Raw genomic sequence first — 20,962 nt, forward strand, 5'->3', positions numbered from 1 at the left:
CTCGCCGCAGTCAGCTCGACCGAACCGCGCGCAAGCCGCCGTCGACGACGACGACGACGAGCAGTTGACGACGTCCGCCCCCTGGCATATGATTGTGAATGTCACATTCACTGTCAGTCGCAATCGAGGGAGGACCACATGACCACCACCAAGACCCGTCGCCCCGCACGCCGCACACCCGAGGAGCGCCGCGCGCAAGCCGAGGCGCTGCACGAGCAGCTCACCGCGCAGGTCGCCACGCTGGCGGAGAGCGAGAACTGGAAGGCGTGGCTGCGCTTCGCCGGCACCGTCCGCCGGCGGTCGTTCTCCAACCAGATGCTCATCCTCGCCCAGGGCGGCACGCACTGCCTCGGCTACCGGCAGTGGGAGGCCCTGGGCCGTCACGTCGTGAAGGGCGCGAAGTCGATCAAGATCTTCGGCTACTCCACCAAGCGGATCGTAGAGAAGGACGAGACCACCGGCGAGGAGACCACCAGCAGCCGTGTCATCTACCCGGTGCTGTCGGTCTTCGACGTCCGCGACACCGATGGCGACCCGCTGCCCCAGCAGCCCGCCACCTACCTCGAGGGTGACGACGTCGACGGCCTCTTCGACCAGCTCGAGCAGTTCATCACCGCTCGGGGATGGGATGTCGCGCTCGAGGACATCGAGCAGGACGGCCTCAACGGCTACACCGATGGCGCTACCCGCCAGATCCGCGTCGACGCCAAGATGTCGCCGGCAATGCGCGTCAAGACCCTCCTCCACGAGATCGGCCACGCGCTGCTGCACTTCGAGGATGGCGCCACCCGCGAGCACCGCGGCCTGATCGAAACGGAGGCCGAGTCCACCGCCTACGCCGCCGGCGCGCTCCTCGGGCTGGACACGAGCTCGTGGTCGATCGGCTACGTCGCCGGCTGGTCCAACGCCGACGTCGACCTCATCCGCAGCACCGCCGGCAACGTCCTGCGCGCGGTGAACACGATCGCCGACGCACTGCTGGGAGACGAAGACGACGCGGCCGCGTGACGGAGGACCGGGGTGGGCCGGATCTTGGGTCCACCCCGGCATCTGTCCGCGAACACCGCTCCCCGCGGCCTATACCCAGCAGAAGACTTCCCGGAGGACCACTCAATGCGCACCCGAACTCGCCGCACCCTCGGCGCCACCCTCACGGCCATAGCCGCCGCGATCGTCGCCGCGGTCGTTCTGCCCACCCTCCCGCAGACGCCCGAGGACGTCACGCCGGCGCCAGCGATCGCAGTCACCACCGAGACCCCGGCGCAGCAACTCTCGCCTGATGCCGCAGCTGCAATGGATCTCCTCGAGGCACTCGCCCCCGCCGAGCCAGCGAACCAGGACACCTACGAGCGCGACGACTTCGGCCAGCGCTGGGCCGACATCGACCGCAACGGCTGCGATCAGCGCAACGACGTCCTCGCCCGCGACCTCACCGACACCACCACCAAGCCGGGAACCCACGAATGCGTGGTGCTCACCGGCACCCTCCACGACCCGTACACCGGGAGCACCATCGTCTTCCAGCGGGGACAGGCCACCAGCGAGTTCGTCCAGATCGACCACATCGTGCCCCTCGCCTGGGCATGGAGGCAGGGCGCCGACACCTGGAGCATCGAGCAGCGCGAGACCTTCGCCAACGACCCACTGAACCTGCAGGCGACAGACGGCCCCACCAACCAGTCCAAGAGCGACCGCGGTCCCGGCGACTGGATGCCGCCCGACACGTCCTACGCCTGCACCTACGCCGCGCGCTTCATCGAGATCCTCGCGACCTACCAACTCACCATCAACACCACCGACCGATCGGCGCTGGCCACTCAACTGACCAGCTGCAGCGCCTAAGCGCCAGGAGCACTCATGAGCACCCTCCGCAGCGTCACCATCACCGACGACACCGGCACCCGCTACACAGACCTGTTCGACGACGTCGCCCTCGACGACTACGAGATCCTCCGATCGACAACCGGGATCCGCGGCGTCGACGCGATCGTGCCGGCCGACCCCTTCGCGCCGCGCGCCTCCGCAGACGGCCCCCTCGGCGCACTGATCCTCCGCTGGGCGCAGGCGCACGTCGACGGCCCCAGCTACATCATCAGCTGGCAGTACATCGACGCGCACGACATCCACACCGTGGCGATCGCCAACACCAACACCCGCGAGCTGCACTTCGTGAACCTGTTCGGACACGTCATCGCCGGACGCCGCGCCTACCGCCTCCGCGAGCTCGCGGACGCGCTGGACCTGCTGATCGAGCCCACCTTCGAGTGACCCCATGATCCCCGACGACATCGCCCGCACCATCATCCACGGCAGCCCACAAGGCTACGACCTCGGATGCCGCAGCAAGGGCGGGTGCGCCAACCACGGCCATCCCACGCTCATGACCTGCGTCGCCGCCCACGCCGCGGCCGGCTCAGACTGGGCCCTCGGTCGACGTCCTCGCAACGAACCCATCCCCAAGCGTGCGCGCAGGCTCAGCCGCAGACCTCAACAGCCCGCCACGAACACGGAGACGCCCCCGCCCGCAGTGGCTCCTGCACCCACCGGCAAACGCCCGATGCCGCGGACACAGATCAAGCACGGCACCGCCCACGGGTTCAACCGCGGATGCAAGCGCATCGAGGACTGCCCCAACCACGGATCCGGCGACCCAACCTGCACCGAGGCGCATCGGCGCTACTACCGCGACTACCGCCGGCGGCAACGCAACGCGCGAAAGATCACCCACGGGACGGCCACCGGCTACTCCTACGGCTGCCACGATCGCAGCAAGTGCCCAGGAGACGCGGACGGGACAACCTGCCCCGACGCCGCTCGCGCAGCCGAACGCCGGCGCCGCCAGACCGCGAGGAGAACCGCCGCATGATCGACCCCACCTACGCCGCGTGGCCACAGATGCGCCGCGGCGATCGGATCCTCATCCGAGAACGACTCACAGCGCGTGAGCTGACCGTAACGGTGACCGCCACACTCCCGCCCACCGAGGGCGAAGGCCCCGGCATCATCGACGACCGCGGCCGCACGATCCGGCATCACTTCTACGACGCCAGACCCACTCCCAGCGAGACCCTCGACCAGCAAGAAGTCGACCGCCTCTTCGCCCATATCACCGCACCGACCTCGACCCGGAGCCCTCTGCGATGAACACCCTCACACCAGCTGACTTCCGGCTGCTGCAGCGCTCCCTTGAGCTCGCCGCCGGCTACGCGAACACCGAGCGCGACGAGGCCGCGATCCTCGACCTCAGCGCAAGGATCCGACGCGCGCAGTCGACCGTGCCCGCGACGCCGGAAGCTCACGCCGCAGTCACCGCGACGATCACCGCGATCAAGCACGCGGGACGGCGCGCCCCGCTCACACCGGAGCTGCTCGACCAGGTTGCCCACGACCTCATCGGAGGCACCGCCCCCGCGCCCTGAGAGACCCGCGCGGTACACTGGGACCGCGGCACCCGGCCGTTCGAGCAGGTACTCATTCCGCCCCTCGGGGCGATGATTCCTTCCTCGGTTGCGTGATGGTGAATGTGACAATTTCCTCCGCTCCGGCCGGGTGCCGCTTCTCTTCGGCCCCGGAGCTGACCACGATCACCTTTGGTTCGACCGGCGTCCCCTGAGATCCCTTCGTGTACGACGCGAGACGTCGGCGGGGAACGCGGCCGCGGCGATACCCAGGTCCGCGAGCTCACCCACGAGGTGGTCGAGTTTGGTCTTGTTGCGGGAGATGAGGGCGACGGTGAAGCCCTGGCTTCCGAACACTTTCGCGATCGAGAAGCCCAGGCTCGGGCCGACCCCGACGATGGCGATGGTGGGCATGAGTGAGTCTCCTGTAGCCGGGAGTTCCGGCGGTCAGTGGTGTCGCGGGTGACCCGTGACCCGCGCCTGGGTGGGTCACCCCGCAGTGGTGGGTGGTTAGGAGATGACGAGTTCGGCGGTGCTGCGTTCCTGGTGGAGGTCCCAGAAGGCGGCGGCGATCTCGTCGGGTGTCTTGAACGGGTAGCCCTCCGCGGGGGCGGCGTCTCCGATGGACACACCGATCGCGATGTGGGCGACGTAGACGCCGGAGCCGGCGAGCTGGTTGTGCAGGTTCAGTGCCCAGTTCCTGGTTGCTGCCTGGGCGGTGTTCAGCGTGCCGAAGAACGGGACGGGGTTGATCGATCCGCTGCCAGCGGTGAACAGGATCGTCCCGTGGCCGGCGTCGACCATCCCGGGCAGGACCGTCTGCACCGCGGTGACCGCACCAAGCAGGAGGGTTTCGAGGACGGGACGGAGGTTCTCAGCCGTGACGTCGGTGGGGCTGGTCATCGATCCGGGTCCGCCGGAGTGGGGGGAGAACTCGAGCACGTCGATGCTGCCGAAGTGGGTGCGGGCGGCGGTCAGAGCGGCGGTGAGTGCGGCCTGGTCGCTGGTGTCGGCGACGAACCGTGCCACGTTGATGCCGTGAGAGCTCAGGTCGTTGACGAGGGTGTCGAGCGTGTCGGGGTTTCGGGCGATGAGGGCGGCGTTGTAGCCGTTCTGGCCGAACTTCTTCGCGAGGGCGAGGCCGAGTCCGGGGCCCGCTCCGATGATGGCGATGGTGGGCATGCTGATGCTCCTTGTGAGGGGTGGGTTAGAGGGTGAGGAAGCCGAGCACGGTGGAGACGATGGCGAGGATCCCGAGGATGAGCGGGACGACTGCGCTCTCCTTCCGGCGGATGTGGACGATGACGGCGCCGATCATCACGACAGCCAGGCCGGCCGCGGCCAGAGGTGTCAGGACCGGTGCGATCCCGGTTGCCAGGGGGACGATCAGGCCGATCGCGCCAAGGATCTCGATCGCGCCGATGCCTTTCACGGCGGCGTCGGTTGAGTCCGCGGTCCATGCCATCCCGGACGCGGCGAGAGCTGTGCGTGGTCGGGCGAGTTTCATCAGGCCGACTGCCAGGAAGATGAGGGCGAGGATCGCGTTCACGATCCACAACGCAATGATCATATGAGTCTCCTCGAGTTCTCCGCCGCTCGATGAAAGACAACGGGATGGTTACTATCTGTTCGTAGCCCCATCATGAGTGGTCAGGTGGGAGGTTACAAAAGGCACATTCATGTACCTACCCAGAACGGAACGCACCATGCCAGACACCGCCGAGATCGAGCCACCGACACCGCTCACGGGCTACGAGGACCGGTGCCTTCAAACGGACGAGGGGCGGGCGATCCGCGACCTGATGGATCGCGTGGGAGACAAGTGGTCGCTGCTGATCATCTCGACACTCCGGGCAGGAACCCTCCGATTCAGCGAGCTCCAACGGCACATCCCCGGGGTGTCCCAACGGATGCTCACCCTCACCCTGAAGCACCTCGCCCGCGACGGACTGGTCTCCCGCACTGTGCACCCCGAAGTCCCACCCCGTGTCGAGTACAGCCTCACCCCCACCGGCCGCACCCTCATCGACCCTGCCGAAGCCCTCGCCGCATGGGCCGTCGCCCACCTCCCCGCCATCAAAGCCGCCCGCGCAGAGTTCGACGCAGCGGCGGGGTGAACCAGAGCCACCAGGAGTCCGTCGCAGCGCCACGTCGGCGTGTGCTCCGTAACACGGCTCAGCGCTGAGTCTGGGCAAGACGTCGCAGATGACATTTCGGGACAAGCACGAATACTCCCGCGGCTACCTTGATCGCGACGTGCTCTTGTGATCCGTGGGGTCCTTCAGCGCTCCCTCGCACCTCCAACTCGATCGCGTTACGCCCATGCCATCAGCGACGTCGTAATTGAGGGCCGCGCTGAAGCTAGGCGCCGGCGATTTGTTGGATGATCTGGATGGCCACGGCGACGACGAGGGCGTTGTAGAAGAAGCTCACGACGCTGTGCAGGAGAACCAGCCACCGCATGCGCACCGTGGTTACCGACGCATCGGAGGTCGCGAATGAGGTGCCGACGGTGAACGCGAAGTAGAGGTAGTCAGCGAGGCCTGGCGTATCGGTGCGCGGGAACTCCAGGCCCGGTTGCCGGGGGTGGAGGTTCTGCACGCTTTCGTAGATCTGCGCGAAACCGATGTGCAGGAGCTGCCACGACAGGATGATGCCGACGGCCGCCACGACCCCGGTGAACGTGTAGCCGGCCCGGGTTCCGTCGACGGGAGCCCGGACGGTGATCGCCAGCAGAGCCGCGTTCACTCCCACCAGGCTCGCCACGAGCGGGAAGATCCAGGACAGCGCGTCCAGTACACCCGTCCGTGGGGGCACCTGTTGGCCGCGCACGCTGCGATACCACGTCAGAGCGAGGCCCCCGAGGAGGTACCCGGCCGCGATCGCCTCCCACACAACCAGCATGACGACGTTGCCAGATATCACATAACCCGCCGCAGCGAGGGCGGTGAGGGCTTCGAGGGCGGTCACCAAGTAGTCGACACCGCGGTTCTTGCCGTGAGGCCACTGTGCGTTCACGACTCCTCCTTCTCTGGATCACAGCATATTGTCAGCGTAGTTACCTTCCGGATGGTAACCTACTGAGATGCGAACAGATCCTCGGCCTGCAATCCTGACGGCCGCATTCACCCAACTTGATGAGGGGCGGGCGGTGTCCTTGGATTCGGTTGCGCGGAGTGTGGGGCTGACGAAGCCGGGGGTGATGTATCACTTCCCCACGAAGGAAGCGCTCATGCTCGCCCTGGTCGACTCGGTCCTGGACCGGTGGGAAGAGGCGCTGATCGCTCGGTTGGGATCGTCCCCAACCGAGGCGGTCGCGTCCGCGCGCATCGGCGCGTACCTCGACTGGTCGCTGTCCGGGGGTTTCGATGAGACCGACCTGGTGGCGATGAGCGACCCGAAGTTGCGGCGATCGCTCACGCGGCGCTGGGCCGAGCGTCTCGCACCGTGGCTGATCGTGCCTGATGACGTGGACCCCGCCGAACGCACCCGACTACTCGCAGCCCGCCTTCTCGCTGACGGCGGATGGCTTGCCGAAGCCGCCAGCTTCTACCCCCCGACCCCTGACGAGCGAGCCCAGCTCCGCGTCTTCGCCCACAACCTCCTGAAGGACTGACTATGAAGAAATGGCTTCTCCTTGCCGGCGCGATCATCAGTGAAGTCGCCGGCTCCCTCGCCCTCCAAGCCGGGCAGGACCACCCGGTCTGGTACGTCCTCGTAGCAGTCGGCTACGTCGGCGCGTTCACTCTTCTCGCGCTCGTTCTGCGCGAGGGAATGGCCCTCGGGGTCGCCTACGGGATCTGGGGTGCGATGGGCGTGGCGTTGACCGCACTGCTGGCCGCACTCATCTTCGGACAGCCCCTCACCGGCGTGATGATCCTCGGCCTGGTGCTGATCATCGGCGGTGTCCTCACCGTCGAGCTCGGATCGCAAGCGGCGCAGCGCAAGAAGGAGGCGAGCATCTGATGGTCTGGCTCTTCCTCGTCCTCGCCATCGTCCTCGAAGTTGGCGCCGCGCTCTCCCTGCGCATCGCGACCGGCGGCCGGAAGCTGTTCTACATCGTCGTCGTCGTGGGCTACCTCGGAGCGTTTTTCTTCCTCACCCAAGTCCTCGCCCTTGGTCTCGGTATCGGTGTCGCCTACGGCATCTGGGCCGCCTCGGGCGTTGCCCTTACCGCGGTGGCCAGCAAGTTCTTGTTCAAAGAACCCTTCACCTGGGTCATGGCGCTCGGCATCGCGCTGATCATCGGTGGCGTCCTCCTCGTCGAACTCGGCGCCGCCCACTAACCCACCGGGCCGCGGCTATGAATACCGAGCGAACCATCGCGACGATTCGCCGCGTCCTCATCGGCAACCCCGCCGCCGACGTGAAATTCGTGGACGCGATCGCCGCCGACAGTCACTTTGTGAGCACAAACGGCCGCGTCTTGGTCCTGTTCGTCAACCCCGAGCATGGGGAACTGATCGACGAGCTGCGCCAGGCGTCGCGCTCTCCTGAGTCGGCGGCAGGGCCAGGGAGCACCGTCGGTGTGTCGGAGCATCCGAAGGAGCCCTCATGAACACCGCACGGCTTCAGTCACGAAGCTCGGCACGCAACCGACGTCGCCAGCCCGAAAGTACTCCCGCGTGGGGGCTTCCCCCGCACCCGTTCCGGTATGCCCTCGTCGCGACCCTTGGGGTGGGTGTGGGGACAGCGATCCTGGGCGGCATCGGTGCTCTCGGCACGGTGCTGGTCTACCTCGGGATTGCTTTCTTCCTCGCCATCGCGGTCGAACCTCTTCTGCAAACCGCTCTCCGACGCGGGGTGCCGAGGTGGGTCGCCGTCGTCGCTCTCGCGCTGGTCCTGCTCTTCGCCGCCGCGTTTGTCGGCACCGTGATCGTTCCCGCCGTGTCCGCCCAGGTGGCAACGCTGGCCGAAGACGCGATCGCGTTCGTCACCGCCATCCCCAACCAGGAATGGTTCACCTGGCTGGCCGGCGTCCTCGGCGGATCACTCGATCTGAACAACCTCACCCGCAGCGCACTGGCCTTCATCTCCGATCCCACCCAGTTACTGAACGTGACCGGCGGTCTGTTGCAGATCGGCACCGGAATCATCGATGCCGTCACCGGCGTGATCATCGTCACCGTGCTGACGGTGTATTTCGCGATCACCATGCCCGCCATCAAGGCCAAGGCGTATCAACTTGTCGCGTACCGGCACCGTGCCCGAGTGCAAGACCTCGCCGAAGACATCCTGGGTTCGGTCGGCAGATTCGTCGGCGGTCAGATCGTTCTCGCCATCCTTAACGCGATCGTCACCTTCATCGTGACCGCAGCCGCCGGAAGCCCGGCCCCGGCCCTCCTCGCCCTCATCGCGTTCGTCGGCGCCCTGATACCCGTCGTCGGTCCCGTCATCGGCGCCTCCATCGCCGCCCTGATCACCCTCGACACCGGGCTCATCCCCGCCATCATCGTCGCCGCGATCCTGTTCGCCTACCTTCAAGTAGAGGCCTACATCCTCACCCCGCGAGTCATGGCACACGCGGTGGCCATGCCCGGAGCACTCGTCATCGTCGCCGCCCTCGGAGGCGCCGCCCTCGGAGGCATCCTCGGCGCCCTCGTCGCCGTCCCCATCGCTGCCGCCGGAGTCACGATCATCAACCGAGTCGTCATCCCCCACCAACAGCAACAACGGTGACCCACGAGGCCACCGGAAGCGACCCTCACCCGCAGCCCAGAGTCGTTGACAGAGACACCTCCGGGGCATATCGTGGTGAATGTCACATTCACCATCCTTAGAGGAGGTCTCATCATGCGTGCGTTCCCCGTGAACCGCGACACCATCGACCTACTGGTCACCGCCGCCTACATCAGCACTCCCGCCTACCGGATCAGCACACCCCGAGATCTTGTCGAGCACGCCGATCGCATGGGTCAGCTGTTGTGGGATGAGAACCACAGCAGCGTCAGCTTCGCCATCGGCGAGCACCTCACCGCGCCGCGGTACGAGTGGCAGCCCGTCGCCGAGATCATCCCCTGTGCGGACGACGAGCAAGTGCTGCAGATCGAGCGCAGTCGGCTCCTGCTCACCGAGGTCTCCTGCCATCACGACGGATGGGACGACTCCCCCGCGCGTGATCTCGTCGAGCGCCTCGGCCAAGCGATCGCGCTGCGCTTCGCGCACTGGCCGTTGGTCGCATCCCCGGAGCACCGCGGCGTCATGGAGTATGACGGCCTCCACCGTGCAGCCGAAGTCTGGGAACGGCACATCGGCTTCCGTCACCCGCTAACCAACGACGCGGCCGCGTGAGAGGGAGTGACCACATATGACTCTCACCATCACGCACACCGCCGCCGAAGGCACCCTGATCGACGGCACCGCGAAGGGCGACGGTTCGGCCGAGGTGCTCCGCACCAACGGTTGGCGATGGAGCCGAGCTCTCGGCTCCTGGTACGTGCCCCACTCCCGAGATCGCGAGCCGAAGAGGCACGTCATCGACCGCACCGTCGCCCAGCTGCAGGAAGCCGGCTTCACCGTGACGGTGTCGGTGGACTACGCCCGACGCGCCGCAGCTGCAGTCGAAACAGATCTCCTCGCACGTCGAGAGGACCGCGCCGCCGCCCTGGACGCGAAAGCTGAACGGCGAGCCGACACCGCGGCCGCGGAAGCGGAGCGCGCAGCTCGAGCACTTCGGCGGCTCCCGGAAGGCGGCGAGCCGATCCACGTCGGCCACCACTCCGAATCCGCCCACCGAAGCGCGATCGCCAAGGCGGATGCCGCGATCCGGCGATCCATCGACGCCGACACCGACGCCCGCCGTGCTCGCGCACGAGCAGACATCGCCGCCGGAGCGAACGAAGCCCGCTACGCACCCATCACGGTCGCCAACCGCATCGAGAAGCTCCGCGCCGACCAGGTCAGCCTCCGCCGGCGCCTCGAGGGGTACAGCCGCACACTGCCGGGCGGCTATCTCGACATCACGCCGGCGGCGACCGGCGACTACGCCGAGAGACTCACCCGCGAGCTCGCCGCCGTCGACGAGCAGCATGCCTACTGGCAGGCCGTTCGCGAGGAACAGATCGCCGCCGGGATCGTCGCCAACCACTCCCGCGACACCATCCGCCCCGGCGACCAGATCCGATACTTCGGTGCCTGGTGCACAGTGACCCGCACCAACGCGAAGAGCGTCAGCATCACCGACACCTATGGGCATCGCGGCACGGTCCCGTACACCCACATCCGCGAGCACCGTGCGGCCGAGAAGGGAGCGTCATCGTGAGCATCGCCACTCGCCCCCGCCCGGTGCCGCGCGAGATCCCCGCCGAGCTCGTCGTGCGGCTGCGCCGCCTGGTGACCGGCGTCGCCTTCGTCGTCCTGGCGGTAGGCGCCGGCTACCTCGGCCTGCTGCTCGCGCCTATCCTCGACCGGCTCATCGTCGCCGCCCTGGCCGTGATCCTGGTCCCGCTGCTCGTCGTGGTCGTGGTCGACTTCTTCCGTAGTCCGGACTAGCCCATGCCCGCGTACAAGGTGGCGTGGCAGCAACCGGCGCAAGTCACCGCGACCGTGACCGTCGACCTCGACCAGCTCGCACAGTGGGCTGTCGAGGTCGACGGCGTGCGCGCCCTCACCGAGACCGGGCCTGGCCCGGGCGAGCTTGCGGGCGTGCGGCTCATGCTCGAGCGGAACCGTCATCTTCGCGACGAGCTGCTCCGCCAGTGGGCGAGGGCACACATGCCGCACTCCTGATGTCCCTACGCGAGGCCGTCGACGCACACAGCGAGGCCCCGCCGGCACGTTTCCGGCGGGGCCTCGCTGCTGTTAATCAGGCGAGTCGCTTCGCGAGCTCGTCGATCTTGTCCGGGCGGAACCCCGACCAGTGGTCTTCGTCCGTGACGATGACAGGCGCCTGCAGGTACCCGAGCGACTTGACCTGCTCGAGCGCAGCGGCGTCCTCGCTGAGGTCAACGACGTCGTACTCGATGCCTTTCGCATCCAGCGCGCGATACGTGGCCGTGCACTGCACGCACGATGGCTTCGTGAACAGCGTGATCGCCTTGTCCCCGTTCGTCAGTGTGGTTGTCATGTGTGGTCTCTCCTCCTTTCTGGGTCTCGTTTGTTGAGCATGGTGGACAGTTCAGACACGGGCGGCAGCTCGGCGTTTGAGCCACACGAGGAGCGCGATCGCCGAGAGAAGGATCGCGGCGATGACGAGGATCTGACCCCATCCGAATCCGATGCCGTCGACGATCGGGATCACCGTCGCCTCGCCCTGCTCGAGTAGGTGGTACTGCAGCATCCAGACCCGGAGTGGATCGAGGAACATCCCCAGCGAGACGATGCCTGTGGCGAAGGCGAGCACGACGATCAGCAGCAGCGAGATCCAGTCGTCCTCGGAGACAGACGCTTGGTTGGACATGGGCTCCCTCTCTTTCGTCAGTGGCCGGCCGCGACGTCGGGACGGCGGTAGGTGATGACCTGGGTGTCCGACATGGTCAGCAGCCCCTCTTCCCCGGTTTCGAGATCCCGGTACTCGATGGCGAGCTGTTCATCGTCCAGGACGTCGTTCTCGACGCCTTCGACGACGCCCCACATGCCGAGGCTCTCGTCGGTCTGCAGCAGGTCTCCGACCTCGAGCTCGACCGCGGGCCCGTCGATCGCTTCGCCGTATCCGTCGCCGTCGCCGTCGACCGCATCGTCGACGGCGTCCTCGTCGACGGGCTCCGGGACGAATCGGACGGCAGTGCGGGAAGGCAGCAGGGTGACGTTCCCCGGGCGCATCGTCTCGAGGCGCGCGGCCGCGGCCGCGGGATCCCACTCAACGATCTCGGCGCCGGCCCACTCGTAGTAGTCCGGTTCGAGCTCCTCGCCCTCGCCGTCGTCGCCGATGATCGGCTCGGGGTCTTTCACCATCATCCGGCTGTAGTCGGGGATCTCCGGGCGCAGCGCAGCCAGGTGCTTCCAGTCCGCTTCGTCGGTGGAGTCGAGCTTGGCGGGGTCTGGCGTGTAGAACGCCTGGATCTCGACCGGCACCGACTCGCCGCTGAGGGTGACACCGCGACCACGCTTGTTGCGGGGGATGGCTACGCCGACCGCGAAGGAGTCCCACATCATGTTGGCGCCCTGTGGGGAGAGTCGACCGAAGCTGACGCGGGCGCCGAAGTTGTCGCGCATCTCACCGCCGAGGAACTCGACGTCGGGGCGCTGCAGACCCAGCAGAAGGTGGATCTTCGCGCTGCGGGCGAGGCGGGCGAGATCGGAGAGGAGATCCAGGACGGGCGCCTGAGCCGGCGCGCCCTTCGGCTTGACGGTCTTGTACCAGCGCTGCACTCGGGCCTTGAAGGTGGCGTACTCGTCGATGATCAGCGCGAGCGGGTCAAAGTCCTCAAGGCGAGCCGTTCCGTTCTCGAGCTGGGAGTACCGCTGTTCCATGAGTTCGTGTGCGGCGTGCAGCATCCGCACCTGGTGCTCGACCCGGGCGCCGACGAGCTCGACGTTGGGCCAGTCCCGGAAGCCGGCGAACTCAATCCGCTTTCCGTCGAGAACCCACACCCGCCAGTGCGCGTGAGTCAGGTGCGTCAGCACGGTGTGCTGGAAGCTGGTCTTACCGGAGCCGGTTCCGCCGATGACGAGGCAGTGCGGCGAGACCGCTGGATGCCAATGCTGGACCCCGCCGTCTTCGTCGACGCCGATCGGGATCTTGAACCCCTTGTAGGCGGAGTGGGTGAGAGCTGCGGCGGGGGTGACCTCGTGCAGCACCATGTCCGGCATGTTCGGGCGGACCTCGAAGAGGATCTTGTCTCCCTCCAGGTCCCATCGGGCACGCCAGCGTCCGGGCAGCATCGACGAGACGACCTTCTCGATCGACGAGCGACGTGCGGCGATCGCCATCTTCGGTCCCACGTTGTGCTTGACCTCGATCTTGGACACCGATCCGTCTTCGGCGCTCGTCACCGACACCGTCGCGGACGGATCCACAACCTGCTTGATCACTTCGATCGCTCGCTGCTGCTCACGAGAGACGGGGTCCGTCTCCGGCGCGATCTCCACCACAAGCCAGCAGCGACGGGAGTTGTGCTTGCGCACTCGGTACTCCACTCCGAGCCGGCGACTCAGCCCGGCGAGGATCTGGTCGACGAAGCGAGGGTCGGTGTCGTCGACGTGGGAGGCCCAACGGATCTTGATGCGCTCGGGGACGCCGACCCACCCGCGCGTCCACTTCACCGGTTCCACCAGAGCGCGCGTGGGCTGAGAGGCGCCCAGCAGAGGAAGCAGCGCTTCGATGGCGGGATCCATCCGACCGGCGCGCTGGAACGCTCGCACTCCCGCGACGATCGAACCCGCAGCCAGCACCACAGCCCCCACCCATACGAGAGGCACGAGGTTGGTGAAGGGGCGGACAGTGTTGAGGCCGGTGACAGCCGTCGCGATCGCGAGAGCCAACAGTGCGGGGATGATCCCAGTGAGCTGCCGGCGGGGCAGGACGCCGAGCGCGGTCACGGCCGGCGCAGTCGGCCGTGCCGGCGGACGGTTCGCCACACGAGTTGCCATTCGATACCTCCTGGTGGGGTCGCGCTCTTCACGGCCCTCTGCGAGGTATAGGCCTGCGTTCGCTCCCTTCGCGGACATCAACGGTTCTCATCCCGCGTGCCGCACTCGTGATGTCCCTCCCGAAGCGAGTTCGCTCAACACGGCGGCGGAGGGGTGTAGCGCTCGATCGTCACGCGCATCAGCGCAATACCCACGCAACCATCGCGCATGCCCCCCGCTTGACACGGGTGATAGGATCAGCCCGAACGGCGTTCTGCCGCAGGCACGGTTGTCGGCACGGGCTGAACCCCTCCCCCCTGTAGCTATTTCCAGACGTCGAGGTCGCGCAGTTATGGCGCAATATCGCGGCGCATATCAGCGGAACATCGCCACGCACACGCCGAGATCGGCGTCATCGTTGCCTCAGCGGGCAGCGTGGATCACTCGTCGACGTCGGATGGCGTGCTCGAGCGCTGCGCTTGAATCTCCCGGCGCCGCTCCCATTCACCGCGTAGCCAGTCCCCTTGCCGCTGCGCTGCAGCACGACTGATCCCTCGAGCTCGCGCCGGCGCCGGCGGGAAGGGCGCTCCTTCGTTGTAGAGATGCTCGAGCCGATCCGCTTCACGCTCGAAGGATGCCGCGACCAACCCCGCCAGAGAGGGAGCGCCCTCAGCCTCGTCCCGCGTCGCCCACCACGCGGCCTTGAGCCGGGCGTGTAGATCGACGGGAAGGTAGTACGCCTGATGGGCGTACCCGGTGGCACCCCGAGGGTTCACCCCTTGCGCGCGAGCCGGGGATGACGGGAAGGGCTCGCCACCGTTGAAGGTCTCCTCGAGGCGACATGCCTCGCGCGCAAAGGCGACCTCGACGAGGCCCGCCAGAGAGGGAGCGCCCTCAGCCTCGTCCCGCGTCGCCCACCACGCGGCTTTGAGCCGCGTGTGCAGCGCGGTGGGGATGAAGTACGAGAACGAGCGATACCCAGTGGCCGATGCTCGGCCAGCGGGGCGCGGGGGTTCTTCGGCGGCGTTGACGTCTCTTGTTGGCACGAATCGCAGACTGGAAATGATGAGTTGCCCCGGTTTCTAGGGGCGTCGGGTTCCCTCACCATACCTGTCGGCGTTGCGGCCGCGTGTGCTTTCCGGCCCGCATTCCCGCTGTTTCCAGGGGGGTCAGAGCCGCCGGCACGTCCCGTCTGCGGGGCAGACCTCGATGCCGTAAAGCCGCAGGAACTCCTCGGGGTTCACGAAGTCTGCGTACATTGCCGGCGCACCGAGAGAGCCGGCCGTGGTCAGCTGCGCGACCGCGGGGTTGGTGTTGCCCGTGGTGCTGACAGCCAGATGCAAGTGGCAGCCACCGCTCGGTGGGACGTTGCCGGTGACGCCGATCTGCTGGCCGGCGGTGACTTCGTCGCCGACGTCGACCAGGCGCTCGCTCTTGTACATGTGGAGGTAGCTCACAGTGAACCCGTCTGGGTGCCGGATCGACAGCCACAACGTGCTGCTCAGCGTGACCGTGCCAGGCAGGACCGCGTAGACGGGGTCGCCGCACGGCCCGGGCCACTGCTGCAGGTCGATGCCGGCGTGCCAGCTCGAGGCGCCCGGCACCGTGACCTCACGGGGGCCGTAGCCGGACGTCATCTGGTAGCCGGGATCCATCGGGTAGGCAGCCTGTCCGACGACGGTGCCGCCCTCGCAGCTGACCGAGCCTCCGACCGCGGTGATGATCTGCTGTGCGGCCGTCTCCCACTTGTCATAGGCATCGGGGTAGGCCGAGACCTGCACGGTCTGCGCGGCCTTGCCGAGCGGCATGCTCTCCCACCCAGGAACGTCCAGCAGGCCGCGCGGTGAGCCCTGGTTGGGGCCCTCGGGGCCACCGAAGAACGCCTTGGTGGCGTAGGTCGGGTCCATGAGCTCTGCAACGGTTCCCCACCCGGAGACGCGCTGCTGGAAGAAGTTGACGGAGTCGTGGTCGCTGCCAACTGCATCGTGTGGGTAGTCCAGTGATGCCGGCACGCTCGAGTTGGCGTACATCTTCAGCCCCGACTCCTGCAGCGCGGTCATGATCGCGATCTGCTGGCCCTTGACCGAGACGCCGAGGGAACGCGCGATCGAGAGGATGGTTGCGGCGTGGTTGAGCTCAGTGGGTCCGAGGGTGCGCTTGGAGCCTCCGGTGGTCTCTACCTCGAGCGAGCTCGTCGGCGATGTTCCCGTGGTGGTGCATTCGCCAGATCCGGAACCCATGCTGCTGCCCAGCAGCACCATGATGAACATGGTGTAGCCGCCGAAGAGCACCACGGGCACGAGGATCAAGGCGACAACCCACAGGATGACCTTGCGCGAACCGCGGGGCTCGCCCTCCGCGTCGACGCCAGGCAAGTCACTGGGCGCGGCGGGCCGCTCGAGGGTGGTGGACATCCGTCAGCTCACCCCCGGGTGATGGCGAGCCGGCTGCGCAGCTCGGCGCTGCGCGGCGAACGAGCTCCGCGTGCCGCGAGTGAGGAGATGTCGACGACTCCCCCGACCGGACGACGCTCGATGTGTCCCATGCCAGTCGAATCCACGACGATCCGGCGGGGCGCGTCCGGCGTCCGCGGGGTTCGCGTCGGCGGGGTGGGCTCCACCACCAGCGGTACAACCTTCGTCGACGTCGTCCGGGGCTCCTCGGCTGCCCGGTGAGATCCGCCCTGTACTGCGGAGGCACCGGCCGTGATCGCTTTGCCGGCGCTCTTCTGCGCCACCCGGCCTCCGACCTCGATCGCGGCTGCGCCGGCAGCTCCTGCGACGCCGCCGGCGGCCGCGCCCTTGGCAATGCGCGCACTAGTGAAGATGAGATCTGCGGTCTTGGAGGCCGTAGCTGCAGCCCCTGCCGCTCCTGCCCCACCAGGGCCGCGCTGAGACGGCGGCAGCGCCGCGCGGCCAGAGGAGCCTCCGGGGGGCGCCACGGGCGGCGTGGAGGGCGCAGGAGCGCGCGTGGCGGTCATTGTGCCGATGTCCTGCGCCGCGGCAGGGCCGAAGTTGATCGAGCGGGCGTCGATGTTCCGGTCGGGGCGGCGCAGCGCCGCGGCCGCGACGGTCGACACCGCACTCATCGCTGCGACGGCCTTGACGCCGTCCCGTTCGGCGGCGCCACCCTTGCCCATGCCGAACTTTGACAGCTGCTCGGCCATCGACCGCCCGGCTTTCTTCGCCATTCGCTTCGCGCGGACGAGCATGAAGACCAGCACGCACATCACCAGCGTCGCGAATCCCATCTGCGCGACGACCGGGATCCCGAGTCCGCTCAGACCGGTGATGATGGCGACGGTCAGCTTGAGCACGGCAGCCATCACCACGGCCATGAAGACGATCGCCACCAGCCCCATGAAGGTGTCCGCGAGGGACTTCCACAGCGGGTAGCGGTTGATCGGGAGGATGCCGATGTAGACGTTCCACATCGTCTTGAGGGCTGCGATGAGGAAGCCGATCACCGTCACCAGGAACAGCACCCCGAATGCCATCGGCAGGAGGAACAGCGCCAGGGCGCCGGGAGTCATCGTGACCGCGGTGGCCACCTGGCCGAAGTTGGGGTTCTGGTTGTACGTCTTCGCGGCCTCGTCGCAGGCGCCGACGGCGTCGCGGACCTCGTTGCCACCGGTGTTGATGGGCGCGGAACTGGTCATCGTCTCGGTGAACGTGCTGGCGCAGGCTCCCTCGAGGGCGTGGCCGAAGGCGATCGTCTGGGCGGGGATCTTCACGAAGATGTCGACCAGCTGAGAGGACACTGCCGCGCTGAGCATGTTCTCGGAGTCGAGGGTGGTGTTGTTGATGTCGTCGCTGACGACGGCCGCGGCGATCTGCCCGCCGTAGTCCTGCGCCGTGTCGAGGGCGCCGCCGGCGGCGGTGAGGCTGGCGACGGGGTTGGCGAGGAGGCCGGTGGCGAGGACGGCGCACGTCGCGGAGATCACGATCTCTGCCCACCCGGTGGAGTGTCGGCCGAGCATGATCGCGATGCCGGCGATGCCGCCCGCGATCATCAGTGCGAACGGGATCCAGTTGATCTCGCCCAGGAACCCCTCGACGACGTCGGCCAGTGCCCCGAAGGGAGCCGCGATCACTCCGACCCACTCGAAGGACAGCAGCCAGTTGCAGAACCAGATCATCCACGACACCAAGCCCAGGTGCCCGGTCCAGATCGGGTCCAGCCATGCGGCGATGAAGGCCTTGCCCCAGTTGAAGATGTCGCCGCGATCGAGGGGGAGAACCGTGTAGGAGGACAGCGGTACTCCCCCGCTGTCGGTGATGTCGCCGCCGAGCAGGAACGGTGCCGCGCCGGCGCCGTCTGCGGCATAGGCCCAGTACGTGTTGCCGAACAGGATCAGGAACACGTCGACGAAGACGACGGCGAGGATGCGGGTCCACCAAGGGTGCTCGTGTGCCCAGAAACGGACGCGCCAGAACGCGCCGCCGAGGGTTGCGAAGGTATGCCGGTAGAAGGTGATCATGGTGCCACCAAGGACGGCGTGGACAGTACGGCTTCGCGGCGGTCGGGACGCTCGGGGAGAGTCTTGCGGAACTTCCCGATCCGGCCGCGCTGGTCACGCACGAGGCCCTCGCCGCGCCGGTCGGCGGCGACCTTTCCATCCGGGCCCAGTGGCGAGAGATCCTCGGTGACGACCTTCACCATGGTTGCGTCGGCGGGCTCGCCAGTCAGCCACTCGATCGCACGACGGGCGAGATCCTTGTCGGTCTGTCGCATGACGTAGCGGGTCTTGAGGAGACCGCGGGTCTGCGTCTCTCCGAAGTCGGCGGGGTCGTGAGAGCCGAGGGCGAAGTAGGCGCGGTGCTTGCGTCCGTCGCGGATCCCGATGCGCAGGTCTCGCTCACCCTCGGGTGACTGAGTGATGTGGTGTGTCTCGTCGAAGTAGGCGCCGGCGAGCTCGCGCGGGTTCATGAAGCAGACCTCGCGCGAGATCCCCATGAGCATCGCGTACATGGCGCGGCCGTAGATCTTTTCCAGGGGCATCTCGTCGAACAGGTGCGCGTGCTCGAGCTCGGTCTTGTCAGGCAGCGACAGCCCGTGGGTGAGGAACACGATCGCGCGGGAGTCCAGGTTGACGGCGGGCAGCCCGTCGTCGAAGAGCACTTCGCCGATGTCCTTGGAGGCAACCAGGTTGATGAGCCCGCCGAGCTCGTCGCTCTCGGGGGACGTGATGCTCTTGAGGTGCGCGGTCAGCCGGCCGAGGCTGGTGATGTCGTGGGCGGCGACGTACTCCGGCTCGAGCAGCCGGGACAGAGCGACACCGCGGGAGTCGCGGGCGCGGATGCCGAGCATGACCGCGAAGAGGCTCTGCACCATGCGCGCACCCACACGGGGCCCGAAGACGCGCAGCGGGTCCAGCGAGTACTCCGGGGCCATCAGGTCGACGATCGTGGTGGTGTCGGGGCGCAGGCTCTGCGCGAAGGTCGCGTACTCCTTGGATTCGGTGCGGTCGATCGCGACGACGCGGCCGTTGCGGTCGACGGTGTCGCCCATGTCGCACTTGAGGAGCACGCTCTTGCCGGCGCCGAGCTCTGCCACGACGCCGAAGCTGGCGCTGGTGTCTGCCTGAATGCTGCCGTCTGCGTCTCGGAGGATCGGGGTGTGCCGTGCCGTCGAGATGTTCTCGCCGAATCGGGCGCCCTTCTCGTCGCCGAGCTCGTTGCTGACCAGGGGGACGCTGGTGGCGAATTCGCGGCCGGTGGTGATCTGGGTGAGCTCGCGGACGATGCGGCCGGTGGCGGTGCCGGGGAGCATCGCCCACCAGAGCTCTTCCTGACCTCCCAGCGGAGCCTCGAGGAGGAAGTCTGCGCGCTTGTACTCGTCGGCGACGAACCGGGCCTTCGCCTTGGCGAGGTCGGCGCTGTCGGCGCCGACTGCGAGCAGGATCGTCGCTTGTACCTCGACCTCCTTGTCCGAGCGGTTGAGCGAGGCGTGGTACGCCGCGAGGGTCTCCGCGATCTCGCCCAGGTCGTTGCCGCCGCCGGTGATGGTGGCGGTTCCCTCCTGGTGCTTGTACTGCTCCTCGAGCGCGGATTCGGCCTTCTTGTTGCGGCGCTTGACCTCGTCGGCGCCGGTGACGGTCAGCCGCACGGCCCAGTCGACGTCGAGGGGGAGCTGGTCGACGTGCGAGATCCACTCCACCCCGGGAGAGACCCAGCCGGCCTTGGGCGCTCCCACGAGCGCCTGGATCACCTGGTAGGAGGACGCCTCGTCGGCGTAGGGGCTGTGCACCTTGACGTAGCGGCGCTTGAACGGGAGGAACTGCTGCCCGGACTTCGGGTTGATGTCGCTCTGCCCGCCCTCGTCGATCCAGGGGTTGGGCATCGAGGATGGCATCTGGAAATGTGCGAGGTCATCGGCGGTGAAGCCGTCGTCGTCAGCTCCCTGTGCCGGCGGGACCGGTGCGGCGGTGTCGACGGCGAGGCCGCGCTGCTGTGAGTGCAGCGCGATCCAGATCTGCTCGGCCGGGGTTGCGCGAGTCGGCTGGAAAGCCGAGGGGATGCGGACCTCGATCTCCTTCGCCATCTGAGCCACTGCTGCGATCTCGGCGTCGGACGGCAGCTGTCGGGGCAGCGCGAGGCTGTCGCGCAGCTTGGTGTCCGCTGCCCGCAGTGCGGACATCGCACGAGCCTTCACGGATCCTGCCGCCAGTGGTACGGAGAACCAGAACGCGCGTGTTCCGAGCGGGATCTGCTCGAGCGCGTCCAGGGTCAGCTCAACCTCTCGCGCCCAGTCGGGGCACTCGTCGATGCGAACACCGTCCAGCATGCGCTCGACGATGGCGACAGGGTCCAGATCCGCGCACAGGCCGAGCAGGAGCCCCTCGCCGCGGTGGGCCTGGAAGAGGGCCTGGTGGTGGGCCTTGACGAGCTGCTTGGTCGCGGCGGTGCCGTAGGCGTAGGGAAGCGGCTGCAGCCGCCACGTCGCCCAGACCACGCCCGAGCGCGTCCACATGAGGTTGGCTGTCATGGCTGTCGCGGGAATCTGCATCGTCGTCTCGTCTTTCAGTCGGTCGGTTCGGTGAGGGGAGCGGGTGA

At 67.4% G+C, this 20,962-nt stretch carries 27 protein-coding genes and 1 pseudogene; 17 read left to right on the top strand and 11 right to left on the bottom strand.

Annotated features, from left to right (window positions below):
- Window positions 1-138: 138 nt before the first annotated feature.
- From A4X16_RS09245 to A4X16_RS09265, 6 genes are all read left to right on the top strand, one after another.
- Window positions 139-1,008, top strand: a complete 870-nt coding sequence (locus tag A4X16_RS09245; protein WP_067119736.1) for an ArdC-like ssDNA-binding domain-containing protein — start codon at window positions 139-141, stop codon at window positions 1,006-1,008.
- A gap of 105 nt (window positions 1,009-1,113) precedes the next feature.
- Window positions 1,114-1,842: an HNH endonuclease family protein gene (locus tag A4X16_RS09250; protein ID WP_067119739.1), complete on the top strand. Its 729-nt coding sequence runs from the start codon at window positions 1,114-1,116 to the stop codon at window positions 1,840-1,842.
- Window positions 1,843-1,857: 15 nt separating this feature from the next.
- Window positions 1,858-2,268: a hypothetical protein gene (locus A4X16_RS09255; protein WP_067119741.1), complete on the top strand. Its 411-nt coding sequence runs from the start codon at window positions 1,858-1,860 to the stop codon at window positions 2,266-2,268.
- A gap of 4 nt (window positions 2,269-2,272) precedes the next feature.
- Window positions 2,273-2,866: a hypothetical protein gene (locus tag A4X16_RS17800; protein WP_131494290.1), complete on the top strand. Its 594-nt coding sequence runs from the start codon at window positions 2,273-2,275 to the stop codon at window positions 2,864-2,866.
- The gene (locus tag A4X16_RS09260) at window positions 2,863-3,144 is read left to right on the top strand and encodes a hypothetical protein (RefSeq protein WP_067119744.1); all 282 of its coding nucleotides are present in this window, start codon (window positions 2,863-2,865) and stop codon (window positions 3,142-3,144) included. Before A4X16_RS17800 ends, A4X16_RS09260 begins: the two co-directional genes overlap by 4 nt.
- Window positions 3,141-3,419: a hypothetical protein gene (locus A4X16_RS09265; RefSeq protein WP_067119748.1), complete on the top strand. Its 279-nt coding sequence runs from the start codon at window positions 3,141-3,143 to the stop codon at window positions 3,417-3,419. The genes A4X16_RS09260 and A4X16_RS09265 overlap by 4 nt, the downstream gene beginning before the upstream one ends.
- A 165-nt stretch (window positions 3,420-3,584) precedes the next feature.
- On the opposite strand, the gene A4X16_RS09270 is transcribed toward A4X16_RS09265, so the two are convergent.
- The 3 genes from A4X16_RS09270 to A4X16_RS09280 form a co-directional block, all read right to left on the bottom strand.
- Entirely contained in the window at window positions 3,585-3,812 is a 228-nt protein-coding gene (locus A4X16_RS09270; RefSeq protein ID WP_067119751.1) for an SDR family NAD(P)-dependent oxidoreductase, read from the bottom strand.
- Between the two features lie 96 nt (window positions 3,813-3,908).
- Window positions 3,909-4,580 carry an SDR family NAD(P)-dependent oxidoreductase gene (locus A4X16_RS09275; protein WP_067119754.1) on the bottom strand — a complete coding sequence of 224 codons (672 nt, stop codon included), beginning with the start codon at window positions 4,578-4,580 and terminating at the stop codon, window positions 3,909-3,911.
- A gap of 25 nt (window positions 4,581-4,605) precedes the next feature.
- Window positions 4,606-4,968: a DoxX family protein gene (locus tag A4X16_RS09280; protein ID WP_067119757.1), complete on the bottom strand. Its 363-nt coding sequence runs from the start codon at window positions 4,966-4,968 to the stop codon at window positions 4,606-4,608.
- 136 nt (window positions 4,969-5,104) lie between these two features.
- On the opposite strand from A4X16_RS09280, the gene A4X16_RS09285 reads away from it, so the two are divergent.
- Entirely contained in the window at window positions 5,105-5,515 is a 411-nt protein-coding gene (locus A4X16_RS09285) for a winged helix-turn-helix transcriptional regulator (protein ID WP_067119760.1), read from the top strand.
- Between the two features lie 244 nt (window positions 5,516-5,759).
- Here the strand turns inward: A4X16_RS09285 and A4X16_RS09290 are convergent, their stop codons facing one another.
- Window positions 5,760-6,416, bottom strand: coding sequence for a DUF1345 domain-containing protein (locus A4X16_RS09290; protein ID WP_067119763.1), 657 nt, complete (start codon window positions 6,414-6,416; stop codon window positions 5,760-5,762).
- A 67-nt stretch (window positions 6,417-6,483) separates the two neighbouring features.
- Here A4X16_RS09290 and A4X16_RS18280 point away from each other — a divergent pair.
- The 10 genes and pseudogenes from A4X16_RS18280 to A4X16_RS09335 form a co-directional block, all read left to right on the top strand.
- Window positions 6,484-6,630: pseudogene (locus tag A4X16_RS18280) on the top strand (TetR/AcrR family transcriptional regulator); the annotation flags it as partial.
- Window positions 6,631-7,014, top strand: a complete 384-nt coding sequence (locus tag A4X16_RS09295) for a TetR/AcrR family transcriptional regulator (RefSeq protein ID WP_231880321.1) — start codon at window positions 6,631-6,633, stop codon at window positions 7,012-7,014.
- A gap of 2 nt (window positions 7,015-7,016) precedes the next feature.
- Window positions 7,017-7,364, top strand: coding sequence for a DMT family transporter (locus tag A4X16_RS09300; protein WP_067119769.1), 348 nt, complete (start codon window positions 7,017-7,019; stop codon window positions 7,362-7,364).
- Window positions 7,364-7,684 carry a DMT family transporter gene (locus tag A4X16_RS09305; RefSeq protein WP_067119772.1) on the top strand — a complete coding sequence of 107 codons (321 nt, stop codon included), beginning with the start codon at window positions 7,364-7,366 and terminating at the stop codon, window positions 7,682-7,684. Before A4X16_RS09300 ends, A4X16_RS09305 begins: the two co-directional genes overlap by 1 nt.
- 17 nt (window positions 7,685-7,701) lie before the next feature.
- A complete protein-coding gene (locus A4X16_RS09310) occupies window positions 7,702-7,956 on the top strand; it encodes a hypothetical protein (RefSeq protein ID WP_067119774.1) in 255 nt (84 codons plus the stop codon).
- Window positions 7,957-8,081: 125 nt separating this feature from the next.
- Window positions 8,082-9,077 carry an AI-2E family transporter gene (locus A4X16_RS09315; RefSeq protein ID WP_197491811.1) on the top strand — a complete coding sequence of 332 codons (996 nt, stop codon included), beginning with the start codon at window positions 8,082-8,084 and terminating at the stop codon, window positions 9,075-9,077.
- A gap of 114 nt (window positions 9,078-9,191) precedes the next feature.
- Window positions 9,192-9,689 (top strand): hypothetical protein, encoded by a 498-nt coding sequence (locus A4X16_RS09320; RefSeq protein WP_067119780.1) that lies wholly within the window; start codon window positions 9,192-9,194, stop codon window positions 9,687-9,689.
- A 16-nt stretch (window positions 9,690-9,705) separates the two neighbouring features.
- Window positions 9,706-10,659 (top strand): DUF3560 domain-containing protein, encoded by a 954-nt coding sequence (locus A4X16_RS09325; protein ID WP_067119783.1) that lies wholly within the window; start codon window positions 9,706-9,708, stop codon window positions 10,657-10,659.
- Window positions 10,656-10,889, top strand: a complete 234-nt coding sequence (locus A4X16_RS09330; protein ID WP_067119786.1) for a hypothetical protein — start codon at window positions 10,656-10,658, stop codon at window positions 10,887-10,889. Before A4X16_RS09325 ends, A4X16_RS09330 begins: the two co-directional genes overlap by 4 nt.
- 3 nt (window positions 10,890-10,892) lie before the next feature.
- Window positions 10,893-11,126: a hypothetical protein gene (locus tag A4X16_RS09335; protein WP_067119789.1), complete on the top strand. Its 234-nt coding sequence runs from the start codon at window positions 10,893-10,895 to the stop codon at window positions 11,124-11,126.
- A 76-nt stretch (window positions 11,127-11,202) separates the two neighbouring features.
- Here A4X16_RS09335 and nrdH read toward each other — a convergent pair whose 3' ends face one another.
- The 7 genes from nrdH to A4X16_RS18285 form a co-directional block, all read right to left on the bottom strand.
- Window positions 11,203-11,463, bottom strand: coding sequence for a glutaredoxin-like protein NrdH (gene nrdH, locus A4X16_RS09340; RefSeq protein ID WP_067119792.1), 261 nt, complete (start codon window positions 11,461-11,463; stop codon window positions 11,203-11,205).
- Window positions 11,464-11,514: 51 nt separating this feature from the next.
- On the bottom strand, window positions 11,515-11,796 hold the full coding sequence (locus tag A4X16_RS09345) for a hypothetical protein (RefSeq protein ID WP_067119796.1): 282 nt from the start codon (window positions 11,794-11,796) through the stop codon (window positions 11,515-11,517).
- Between the two features lie 17 nt (window positions 11,797-11,813).
- Window positions 11,814-13,928, bottom strand: coding sequence for an FtsK/SpoIIIE domain-containing protein (locus tag A4X16_RS09350; protein WP_165875514.1), 2,115 nt, complete (start codon window positions 13,926-13,928; stop codon window positions 11,814-11,816).
- A 419-nt stretch (window positions 13,929-14,347) separates the two neighbouring features.
- The gene (locus tag A4X16_RS17805; protein WP_131494144.1) at window positions 14,348-14,953 is read right to left on the bottom strand and encodes a hypothetical protein; all 606 of its coding nucleotides are present in this window, start codon (window positions 14,951-14,953) and stop codon (window positions 14,348-14,350) included.
- Between the two features lie 123 nt (window positions 14,954-15,076).
- The gene (locus tag A4X16_RS09355) at window positions 15,077-16,321 is read right to left on the bottom strand and encodes a M23 family metallopeptidase (RefSeq protein ID WP_067119802.1); all 1,245 of its coding nucleotides are present in this window, start codon (window positions 16,319-16,321) and stop codon (window positions 15,077-15,079) included.
- A gap of 8 nt (window positions 16,322-16,329) precedes the next feature.
- Complete coding sequence (locus tag A4X16_RS09360; protein ID WP_067119805.1) at window positions 16,330-18,387, bottom strand: hypothetical protein; 2,058 nt, start codon at window positions 18,385-18,387, stop codon at window positions 16,330-16,332.
- On the bottom strand, window positions 18,384-20,915 hold the full coding sequence (locus A4X16_RS18285) for an ATP-binding protein (protein ID WP_231880319.1): 2,532 nt from the start codon (window positions 20,913-20,915) through the stop codon (window positions 18,384-18,386). Before A4X16_RS18285 ends, A4X16_RS09360 begins: the two co-directional genes overlap by 4 nt.
- Between the last annotated feature and the right edge of the window lie 47 nt (window positions 20,916-20,962).

The organism is Microbacterium sp. H83 (genome assembly GCF_001650405.1).
In the GTDB taxonomy this organism is placed as follows: domain Bacteria; phylum Actinomycetota; class Actinomycetes; order Actinomycetales; family Microbacteriaceae; genus Microbacterium.